The 10516-nt window shown below is 60.2% G+C and carries 7 protein-coding genes and 2 tRNA genes; 7 read left to right on the forward strand and 2 right to left on the reverse strand.

Going from position 1 to position 10516, the window contains the following annotated elements:
• Positions 1-153: 153 nt before the first annotated feature.
• The 6 genes from clpX to FJQ89_RS03970 all read left to right on the forward strand — a co-directional run bounded on the left by clpX (position 154) and on the right by FJQ89_RS03970 (position 7213).
• A complete protein-coding gene (clpX, locus tag FJQ89_RS03945) occupies positions 154-1422 on the forward strand; it encodes an ATP-dependent Clp protease ATP-binding subunit ClpX (protein WP_010398446.1) in 1269 nt (422 codons plus the stop codon).
• 273 nt (positions 1423-1695) lie between these two features.
• Positions 1696-4107, forward strand: coding sequence for an endopeptidase La (lon, locus tag FJQ89_RS03950; protein WP_116744313.1), 2412 nt, complete (start codon positions 1696-1698; stop codon positions 4105-4107).
• Between the two features lie 204 nt (positions 4108-4311).
• Positions 4312-4584 carry an HU family DNA-binding protein gene (locus FJQ89_RS03955; protein ID WP_010398442.1) on the forward strand — a complete coding sequence of 91 codons (273 nt, stop codon included), beginning with the start codon at positions 4312-4314 and terminating at the stop codon, positions 4582-4584.
• A gap of 125 nt (positions 4585-4709) precedes the next feature.
• Positions 4710-4786 (forward strand) — tRNA-Asp (locus FJQ89_RS03960).
• A gap of 17 nt (positions 4787-4803) precedes the next feature.
• Positions 4804-4880: transfer RNA gene (locus tag FJQ89_RS03965), tRNA-Asp, on the forward strand.
• 410 nt (positions 4881-5290) lie between these two features.
• A complete protein-coding gene (locus FJQ89_RS03970) occupies positions 5291-7213 on the forward strand; it encodes a SurA N-terminal domain-containing protein (RefSeq protein ID WP_168208357.1) in 1923 nt (640 codons plus the stop codon).
• 80 nt (positions 7214-7293) lie between these two features.
• Here FJQ89_RS03970 and FJQ89_RS03975 read toward each other — a convergent pair whose 3' ends face one another.
• Positions 7294-7983, reverse strand: coding sequence for an arylesterase (locus tag FJQ89_RS03975; RefSeq protein WP_141169134.1), 690 nt, complete (start codon positions 7981-7983; stop codon positions 7294-7296).
• 112 nt (positions 7984-8095) lie between these two features.
• On the opposite strand from FJQ89_RS03975, the gene FJQ89_RS03980 reads away from it, so the two are divergent.
• The gene (locus FJQ89_RS03980) at positions 8096-8743 is read left to right on the forward strand and encodes an ABC transporter ATP-binding protein (protein WP_139174615.1); all 648 of its coding nucleotides are present in this window, start codon (positions 8096-8098) and stop codon (positions 8741-8743) included.
• Between the two features lie 117 nt (positions 8744-8860).
• Here FJQ89_RS03980 and FJQ89_RS03985 read toward each other — a convergent pair whose 3' ends face one another.
• Complete coding sequence (locus FJQ89_RS03985; RefSeq protein ID WP_141169135.1) at positions 8861-10396, reverse strand: NAD(P)H-hydrate dehydratase; 1536 nt, start codon at positions 10394-10396, stop codon at positions 8861-8863.
• Positions 10397-10516: the final 120 nt, after the last annotated feature.

Here is a 10516-nt window from a genome sequence, read left to right on the forward strand (position 1 = left end):
TCAAACGTTCGGGCGTTTCGCTTTTATTTCGGGTAGCATGGAGCTTGTGCACGTTGTTGGCTTGCGCCATGGGTGGCTGCCTTTGCGGGCAACTACCGCACTCCGGCTTGCGATTTTGCAATATTGTTAATGCAGTTCCAACCAAAATGCCTTATGTCAGACAAAAAATCCTCTAGCGGCGAAAAATTACTGTATTGCTCGTTCTGCGGCAAAAGCCAGCACGAGGTGAAGAAACTCATCGCCGGTCCGTCCGTGTTCATTTGCGACGAGTGCATCGACCTGTGCAACGACATCATCCGTGATGAAACGTCGAGCATCGAGACAGTGACCGGTACCAAATCCGACCTGCCAACGCCGCAAGAAATTGCCGCCTTGCTCGATCAGTACGTGATCGGCCAGCAGACTGCCAAGCGCATCCTGTCGGTGGCGGTGTACAACCATTACAAGCGCCTCAAGCACCTGGGCAAGAAAGACGACATCGAACTGGCCAAGAGCAACATCTTGCTGGTCGGTCCTACCGGCTCGGGCAAGACCCTGCTGGCACAGACCCTTGCGCGCATGCTCAACGTGCCGTTCGTGATCGCCGACGCCACCACCCTGACCGAAGCCGGTTACGTGGGTGAAGACGTGGAAAACATCATCCAGAAGCTGCTGCAAAGCTGCAACTATGACGTCGAGAAAGCCCAGCGCGGCATCGTCTATATCGATGAAATCGACAAGATTTCGCGCAAGTCCGACAATCCGTCCATCACGCGCGACGTGTCGGGCGAGGGCGTGCAGCAAGCCTTGTTGAAACTCATCGAAGGCACGATGGCTTCCGTGCCGCCACAAGGCGGCCGCAAGCACCCGAACCAGGATTTCGTGCAGATCGACACGACCAACATCATGTTCATCTGCGGCGGCGCCTTTGACGGCCTGTCGAAAGTGATCGCCAACCGTTCCGAAAAGAGCGGCATCGGCTTCTCGGCCACGGTGCGCAGCAAGTCGCAAAGCTCGGCCAGCGAACTGATGCTGCAAGCGGAACCGGAAGATCTGGTCAAGTTCGGCCTGATCCCGGAGCTGGTGGGTCGTCTGCCCGTCATCGCCACCCTGGCGGAATTGACGGAAGAGGCGCTGATCCAGATCCTGGTCGAGCCTAAGAATGCGCTGATCAAGCAGTATTCGAAGCTGCTCGAGATGGAAGGCGCGGAACTGGAGATTCGTCCGGCCGCCCTGCATGCGATCGCCAAGAAGGCGCTGGCGCGCAAGACCGGTGCCCGTGGCCTGCGTTCCATCCTGGAACATGCTCTGCTGGACGTCATGTACGAACTGCCGAGCGAACAAAATGTGGTGAAGGTCGTCATCGACGAAAATACCATCACCAGTGGCGCCAAACCTTTGTTGATTTATCAAGAGACTGCCAAGGCCTCCGGAGAAAATTGATTACTGCCGAGACAAATGCATAAAAAGGGTTTTGATTCCTTAATGCATGGCAGTACAATTTAAATCAATGAGTGCAGGCTTCAATCGTAAAGCCACTCGCGGCGCTTAGCTGCGTGTGGCTTTTTTACTGTGAAAACTGCATTTGTTACAGTCATGCGGGTGTGTTTTGCGAAATAGACTCTATGTTTGTTTCACAGAATTATTTATTCTCGCCGGTCTTGTGTTTTGGCAGCGAGCGCCAACATCGTAAACACGCTTTCTATAAGGTACGCCATGACAACTTCCAAATTAACTGAGCAAACTCAACTGCCGTTATTGCCGTTGCGGGATGTCGTCGTTTTCCCGCATATGGTGATACCGCTGTTCGTTGGCCGTCCAAAGTCGATCAAGGCGCTGGAAGCTGCGATGGAGAACGGCAAGAGCATCATGCTTGCCGCTCAAAAAGCAGCCGCGAAGGACGAGCCGTCCCCTTCCGATATCTATGAAATTGGCTGTGTCGCCAATATTCTGCAAATGCTGAAGCTGCCCGATGGCACCGTCAAGGTGCTGGTCGAAGGCGCGCAGCGTGCCCGTATCAACCACATCAGCGATGCGCCGACGCACTTCATCGCCGACCTGACGCCGCTCGAGTCCGAGCCGGGCGACGAGTCGGAAGTCGAAGCCATGCGCCGCGCGATCGTGCAGCAGTTCGACCAGTACGTCAAACTGAACAAAAAGATTCCACCGGAAATCCTCGCGTCTCTGTCGGGCATCGATGATGCCGGCCGCCTGGCCGACACGGTGGCTGCGCATCTGCCCCTGAAGCTGGAGCAAAAACAAGTCATCCTGGAAATTTTCAGCGTGGCCAAGCGCCTCGAGCACCTGCTGGGTCAGCTCGAAGGCGAGCTCGACATCTTGCAGGTGGAAAAACGCATCCGTGGTCGCGTCAAGCGCCAGATGGAAAAATCGCAGCGCGAGTACTACCTGAACGAGCAAGTCAAGGCGATCCAGAAAGAGTTGGGCGAGGGCGAAGATGGTGCCGACCTCGACGAGCTGGAGAAAAAAGTCGCTTCGGCCAAAATGCCGAAGGAAGCGCTCGACAAGGCTACCAACGAGCTGAAAAAGCTCAAGCTGATGTCGCCGATGTCGGCCGAAGCCACCGTCGTGCGCAACTACATCGACACCCTGGTCAACTTGCCTTGGAAAAAGAAATCCAAGGTCAATAACGACCTGGCGAATGCGGAAAAAGTGCTCGAAGGCGACCACTACGGCCTCGACAAGGTCAAGGAACGCATCCTGGAATACCTCGCGGTGCAACAGCGCGTCGACAAACTCAAAGCGCCTATCCTGTGCTTCGTCGGTCCTCCGGGCGTCGGCAAGACCTCGCTGGGCCAGTCCATCGCCCGCGCGACGAACCGCAAGTTCGTGCGCATGGCCCTGGGCGGCGTGCGCGACGAAGCCGAGATCCGCGGCCACCGCCGCACCTACATCGGCTCGATGCCGGGCAAGATCCTGCAATCGCTGTCGAAAGTCGGCGTGCGCAATCCCCTGTTCCTGCTCGATGAAGTCGACAAGATGGGCGCCGATTTCCGTGGCGATCCTTCGTCGGCCCTGCTGGAAGTGCTCGATCCGGAACAGAACCACACGTTCTCCGACCATTACATCGAAGTCGATTTCGACTTGTCGGACGTGATGTTCGTGGCCACGTCGAACTCGTACAATATTCCGCCAGCCTTGCTTGACCGCATGGAAGTGATCCGTCTGTCCGGTTACACGGAAGATGAAAAGACCAGCATCGCGCAGCGTTATCTGCTGCCGAAGCAGATCAAGAACAATGGCTTGAAGGAAGAGGAAATCTCGGTGGCCGAGTCGGCCTTGCGCGACATCATTCGCTACTACACGCGGGAAGCCGGTGTGCGTTCGCTCGAGCGTGAAGTGTCGAAGATCTGCCGCAAGGTGGTGAAGATGCTGCTGCTGAAGAAATCCGACAAGAAAGTCATCGTCAACTCGAAGAACCTGGATAAATTCCTCGGTGTGCGCCGCTATGATTTCGGCGTCGCAGAGAAAGAAAACCAGGTGGGCCAGGTGGTCGGTCTGGCATGGACGGAAGTGGGCGGCGATCTGCTGACCATCGAAGCCGTGTCGATGCCGGGCAAAGGCGGCATCATCCGCACCGGTACCCTGGGCGACGTCATGAAAGAGTCGATCGAGGCAGCCCGCACGGTGGTGCGCAGCCGGGCACAGCGCCTGGGCATCAAGGCGGACGTGTTCGAGAAGAGCGACATCCACATCCACGTGCCGGAAGGCGCGACACCGAAGGACGGTCCTTCGGCTGGCGCGGCCATGACGGTGGCGATGGTGTCGGTCTACACGGGCATCCCCGTGCGTGCCGACGTGGCGATGACGGGCGAGATCACCTTGCGCGGCGAAGTGTTGCCGATCGGCGGCCTGAAAGAAAAGCTGCTGGCGGCCCATCGCGGCGGCATCAAGACGGTCCTGATTCCAGAACAGAATGTGAAAGACCTGGCCGAAATTCCGGACAACGTCAAGAACAAACTGGAGATCGTGCCCGTGCGCTGGATCGATAAAGTGCTGGAAATCGCCCTCGAGCGCATGCCGGAACCCTTGGTGGAAGTCGCTGCGGTGGAGGCTGTCACGGCTGCTGCGGCCAAGCCTGACGCGGCTGGCGAGGTGGTAAAACACTAACGTTTTACCCCTGTTTTCCCCAAACAAGCGCTTTTAGAGCGCTTGTTTTATATTGAAACGTGAATTGCGCCCCCAAAGCGCTTGACACATATACAGTGTGGCTTGTTTAATACGCCTGCACATTTTTTTCGCCGGACAGCTGTGGTGCCAAAAGTGCCGCAACGATACGGTAATCGTTTTATACCTTTGTAATTGGGGATGCTAGTGAACAAGACTGAATTGATCGACCACATTGCTGAAAAAGCTGACATTTCCAAAGCCGCCGCTGCGCGCGCACTCGACGCTGTTATCGGCGGCGTGACGGAAACTTTGAAAAACAACGACAGCGTAACGCTGGTTGGTTTTGGCACTTTCTCGGTCAGCGAACGCGCTGAGCGTACCGGCCGCAATCCGCGTACGAAAGAAGCGATCACGATCGAAGCAGCAAAAGTTCCAAAATTTAAAGCTGGTAAAGCTTTGAAGGATGCTGTAAACTAACGGACTTCGGTGAGGTGACAATCACCGGAAACATTTGGCGGCGCTTTCGGGTGCCGCGATTTCAGGGTTGAAGTTCTGCGAATCGCAACCCTGGATACAGATGCAAGCAGTACTGTGTATTTTTCGGAGTGGTAGTTCAGTTGGTTAGAATGCCGGCCTGTCACGTCGGAGGTCGCGGGTTCGAGTCCCGTCCGCTCCGCCAAAAAAATACGCTCTTAAGGAGTGGTAGTTCAGTTGGTTAGAATACCGGCCTGTCACGTCGGGGGTCGCGGGTTCGAGTCCCGTCCGCTCCGCCAGAATATAGAAGCCCGCGCTGCTGAATAAGTAGCGCGGGTTTTTCTTTTTCAGCGCCAGATTATCTCGGCGCGCCTGCTTTTAAAATCCCGTCCTGCCGTTCTGAATAAAAAAGCCTGCGTTTAAATCAGCTTTAAGCTGCGTCCGGTTAAATGCGCGAGCCCGGCGCCTTGCCGTCCGCGCGGCGCCAGGGCAGGGCGCGCGCCCTGATTTACTCTTGCTATAGCGCTATGGGCATTGTAGAATCAGGAGATAATGGCTTGGGCGTCAGAATCCTGCTTTAGTTCCAGCGCCAAGTTGTTGAATCTAAAGGGGAAGTGGACATCTGTCCCGTCCATTCCGCCGAAGAAATCAAGGCGAACGCATGTTCGCCTTTTTTTATAGTGATCCACTCATCCCGAATTGGCTGACCATGTTTGAATTTATTCGTACCCATCGACGCTTGATGCAGTTTCTCTTGATGCTGGTCATCGTCCCGTCTTTTGCACTGGTCGGTATCAGCGGCTACCAAAGCTTCGGCGATGGCGCGAACACCATCGCCAAGGTCGGCGACCAGGTCGTTACGCAGCAGCAATATGAAGAAGCGCAACGCCAGCAGATCGACCGCTACCGCCAGATGATGGGCGAGCAGTTCGACCAGAAAATGTTCGACACGCCGGAAGCGCGCCAGAGCATCCTCGATAACCTGATCGCCGAGCGCGCCGTGGCTACCGAAGTGGGCCGTAGCCACCTGGTCATCAGCGATGCCGTACTGCAAAAGGAAGTGCTGGAAATCCCAGGCCTGACCTTGCCGGACGGTAAATTCGACCTGGAACGCTACAAGGCCATGCTGGCCGCGCAAGGCATGACGCCGCAGATGTACGACGCGCGCCGCCGCAGCGATATGGCCCTGCAGCAACTGGCCGGCGCCGTGCAAGGCACCGCCTTCGCGCCGAACACCGTCTCCAAGCGCCTGTCCGACATCACCTCGGAAGAGCGTGAAGTGCAGGAACTGCTGTTGCCGATCGCCCAGTACGTGTCGGAAGTCAAAGTGACGGACGCCATGATCAAGGCTTTCTATGACAAGAACAGCAAGTTCTTCGAAATTCCGGAGCAAGCGAAGATCGAATACGTCGTGCTCGACGACAGCGCTGCCGGCGAGCAAGTCGACGTCACCGAGGCCGACGTCACCGGCTACTACGCGAAGAACCAGAAAGCCTACACGACGCCAGAAGCGCGCCAGGCCAGCCACATCCTGGTAGCCGTCAAGAAAGACGCCTCGGCCGCCGACAAGGCCGCCGCCAAGGCCAAGGCTGAAGCCATCCTCGCTGACGTGCGCAAAACGCCTGCCAGCTTTGCCGCTGTGGCGAAAGCCAAGTCGGAAGACCCGGCCTCCGCCGAACAGGGCGGCGACCTGGGCGTGATTGGCAAGGATGGCTTGCCAGCACCACTGCTGAGCGCGGTAAGCAAGCTCAAGCAAGGCGAAATCAGCGATGTCGTCGCCTCCGATTTCGGCTTCCACATCCTGACCGTCACCTCGCTCAAGCCACAGCACGTCAAGGCACTCGATGAAGTACGCGGCGAAATCACGGCTGACTTGCGCAAGCAATTTGCCGCCAAGAAGTATTCGGAAATGGCTACCGTCTTTACCGAGACTGTGTATGACCAATCGGACAGCCTGAAACCGGTGGCCGACAAGCTGAAACTGAAAGTGGAAAGCGTCGCCAACCTGTCGCGCACGCCGTCGCCAGCACTGGGCAAGGCGCCGTTCAACAACGCCAAGTTCCTGACCGCCATCTTCTCGAACGATTCCTTGAAGGACAAGCGCAACACGGAAGCCGTCACCATTGCACCGAACGTGCTGATCGCCGGCCGCGTGGTGGAATTCAAGCCAGCAAGCAAGCGTCCGCTGGCCGAAGTCGAAGCGATGATCCGTCAGCGCGTGACGATGGAAGAAGCGGAAAAGCTGGCCAAGAAAGCGGGCGAGACCAAGCTGGCCGCCTTGAAGGCTTCGGGTGACGCGACCGGTTTCGGCGCAGCACAATGGGTGTCGCGCAGCAAGCTCGACGGCATCAACCGCGCCGCCATCGCGCAAGTCATGAAAGCCGACACGAGCAAGCTGCCAGCGTACGTGGGCGTGGACCTGCCAGCCCTGGGCTACGGCATCTACCGCATCGGCAAGGTGCAGCAGCCGGCACAAGTGGATGCGGCACGCCGCCAGCAAGAGAAAGACCAGATCAGCGGCATCCTGGCGCAACAGGAAATGTACGACTATGTCGAATACCTGAAAGCCAAGGCCAAGGTGAAGATCGTCAAGCCGGTCACCGCCCCAGCGGCCCCAGCGCCAGCACCGTAAGATTTAGTTTCCACGCATAAAAATAGCCGCTCTCGAGCGGCTATTTTCTTGTCTGTAGCATGTGAAGCCTTGGCGCAGACTTACTTGGCCTTCAACAACGGCGCCAGTTGCGGCCAGATATTTTTCAAAATCGTCGGATGCGCCTGCGCATTCGGGTGCATGCGGTCGGCCTGGAACAGCTGCGGCTGATCGGCGATGCCTTCGAACATGAAGGGCACGAGCGGCGCCTTCCATTCCTTCGCCAGCTTGCCGTACACGCCATAAAACTGCTCGCCATAGGCGCGGCCATAGTTCGGTGGCATGCGCATGCCCACCAGCACCACTTGCGCACCCGCTTTTTTGACTGCCTCACCCATGGCGCGCAGATTTGCTTCGGCAGCTGCCACGGGCAAGCCGCGCAAGCCGTCGTTGGCGCCCAGTTCGATCAGCACGACGTCGGGCTGGTGTTTGCTCAGCAGGGCGGGCAGGCGCGCGCGGCCGCCGCTGGTGGTCTCGCCGCTGATGCTGGCGTTGACGATGCGCGTGTCGTTCTTTTGCGCGGCCAGCCGCTGTTCCAGCAGCGCCACCCAGCCCGTGCCCCGCGCCAGACCATATTCGGCCGAGAGGCTGTCGCCGAGCACCAGCAGCGTTTTTGGTGCAGAATAGGCGTTCGTCATGCCTGACACCAGCAGCAGGGCTGCCGCAGGAAGCAGGGACAGCGTGCGCCGCCGCATGCGGCTGCTGTCCTTGACACTCATATGTTCACGAATTTTTTTAAGATAGATCAGCATGCCCGAATTCCCTAAAGCGACTTCCACCAGTTTTATTCCATCAGACGCTGCGGTCCAGCGGCCCGCCGCACTCAACAGTCAAAACAGCCAAAATGCCCGGCCGGCCATCGAAGTGGTCCAGCTGGCCAAGCGCGTACCCGATGCCGATGGTGAGCTGACCATCCTGCATCAAGTCGATTTTACCGTGCAAACGGCGGAGACGCTGGCCATCGTCGGCGCCTCCGGTTCCGGCAAGTCCACCTTGCTGGGCTTGCTGGCCGGCCTGGACACGCCCAGCGAGGGCAAGGTCATCCTCGACGGCACCGATATCTTCGCCCTCGACGAAGACGGCCGCGCCGGTTTCCGCAAGGAAAAGCTGGGTTTCGTCTTCCAGTCGTTCCAGCTGCTGGCCCACCTGACGGCGCTGGAAAACGTCATGCTGCCGCTGGAATTACGCGGCGACCCGGACGCGAAAGAGAAGGCGCAAGCCATGCTGGGCAGAGTCAACCTGGGCAGCCGCCTGAAGCACTATCCCAAATATCTGTCCGGCGGCGAGCAGCAGCGCGTGGCGCTGGCGCGCGCCTTTGTCACGCAGCCGCCGCTGCTGTTCGCCGACGAGCCGACGGGCAGCCTGGACGCCGCCACGGGCGAGGCCGTGATCCAGCTGATGTTCGAGCTGAACCGCGAACGGGGTTCGACCCTGGTGCTCGTCACGCATGACAGTTCCATTGCGGCCCGTTGTGGCCGCACCATCACGATTGCTGCGGGCAGGCTGGTGTGATTGCAGGTGGTGATTGTCGGATTACGCGCTGCGCGCTAATCCGACCTACTTTCCTGCCATCATCGCAGCCGTAGGTTGGATTAGCGCAGCGTAATCCAACACCACCGCACCGCATACCTATGCCGACAAGGCATTGATCAGCTTGCGTATCGCCGGGATCAATTCCCCGGCTGTCAGCCCGATGGGACCGCTGCCTGCGGCCACCAGCGCGTCAGCGGCCGCCCCATGCAGCCAGACGGCGCCAAGCGCCGCTTCCCACTCGGGCCAGCCCTGCGCCAGCAGGCTGCCGCACAGGCCGGACAGCACGTCGCCCGTGCCGGCCGTCGCCAGCGCGGGGCCGCCCGTGTTGTTGACCACCACGCTGCCATCCTGCGCGGCGATCACCGTGCCAGACCCTTTCAATACCACGATGACGCCCAGCTGCGCCGCCAGCTGGCGCGCCGCGCCCAGGCGGTCGGCTTGCACCTCGGCCACCGTCATGTCGAGCAGGCGCGCCGCTTCCAGCGGATGCGGCGTCAAGATTGTCGCGCCCGCGCCCGTGCGCACGGCCAGCGCCGATTGCAGTTCCGGCTCGGCCGCCATCAGGTTCAGCGCATCGGCGTCCAGCAGCAGCGGGCTGTCGCTCTCGAACGTGCGCTGCAGCAGTTCCACCGTATCGGCGTCGTCGCCCAGGCCTGGCCCCGCCACCAGGGCGGCAAAGTGCAGGCCCGAGAAATCCACGTCCTGGGCACGGCGGCACATCAGCTCCGGCTGGCCGCTGTCAAACGCGGGCGGCGTGTCGGGAAAGGCGATATACACTCTTCCCGCGCCCGCGTGCAAGGCCGTGCGCGCCGCCAGGATGGGCGCGCCCGCCATGCCGTGCGCGCCGCCGATGATGGCCACGCTGCCGTAGCTGCCCTTGTGCGTGTTCTGCTGGCGCGGCTGCAGCTGGCGGGCGAACAGGTGCATTCCGCCCAGCTGGGCTTTGGCGGCCGGCAGCAGCGTAGGGTCGATGGCCAGCGCCGCCACTTCCACCTCGCCCGCATGGTCGCGGCCATACGCCGTGTGCAGGCCCGGTTTGTCGCCGATGAAGGTGAGCGTATGCGTGGCGCGGATGGCGACGCCGTCGATGGCGCCCGTGTCCGCGTGCAGGCCGCTGGGCACGTCGAGCGCCAGCACGGGGCAATCGAGATTGTTGACCAGCTGCGCCATGTCGCGGCATTCGCCGTCCAGCGGGCGCGACGCGCCGATGCCGAACAGGCCGTCGATGACGAGGTGCCATGGCGCCGCGCCCACCGCGGCCGACGCCGTGGACGTTGCCGCTTCCATCAGGCGCGCGGCGCTGTTGCGTGCGCGGCTCAGCGCCTGCTCGCGCTCGGGCGAGGTGGCTTGCGCCTCGGGCGCCAGCCAGACGAGCACCTCGGTGCCGCTGGCGGCCAGGTGCGCGGCCGCTTCCAGCGCATCGCCGCCGTTGTCGCCGGGGCCGGCCAGCACCAGTACGCGCCGGTGGCCCGCGTCGCCGTCTTCCGTGGCGTGCAGCAGCTTCAGGGCGGCACTGGCGGCAGCCTGGCCCGCGCGCTGCATCAGCAGCCCTTGCGGCAGGTCGCGCATGGCGGCTTGTTCGATGGCGCGCAGTTCGGCGATGGAATACAGGGGAAGGGCGGTGGGGGTCATGGGGCGTTCCATTTATTGATATGCCTTCAACATACGGCCGATCCACGCGGAAGGCAAGGCGCGCACGCCTGAAACGCGCCCCTGTTTGGCGGCTACAATAGCCATCTCACATAGGATCAC

It is taken from the genome of Janthinobacterium tructae, assembly GCF_006517255.1.
GTDB classification, from domain to species: domain Bacteria; phylum Pseudomonadota; class Gammaproteobacteria; order Burkholderiales; family Burkholderiaceae_D; genus Janthinobacterium; species Janthinobacterium tructae.

What these genes read in the sequence shown, in the direction of transcription:
- clpX (WP_010398446.1), top strand. Translation starts at nt 154, where the DNA reads ATGTCAGACAAAAAATCCTCTAGCGGCGAAAAATTACTGTATTGCTCG.
- FJQ89_RS03985 (WP_141169135.1), bottom strand. Translation starts at nt 10,396, where the DNA reads ATGACCCCCACCGCCCTTCCCCTGTATTCCATCGCCGAACTGCGCGCC.
- FJQ89_RS03970 (WP_168208357.1), top strand. Translation starts at nt 5,291, where the DNA reads ATGTTTGAATTTATTCGTACCCATCGACGCTTGATGCAGTTTCTCTTG.
- FJQ89_RS03975 (WP_141169134.1), bottom strand. Translation starts at nt 7,983, where the DNA reads ATGCTGATCTATCTTAAAAAAATTCGTGAACATATGAGTGTCAAGGAC.
- lon (WP_116744313.1), top strand. Translation starts at nt 1,696, where the DNA reads ATGACAACTTCCAAATTAACTGAGCAAACTCAACTGCCGTTATTGCCG.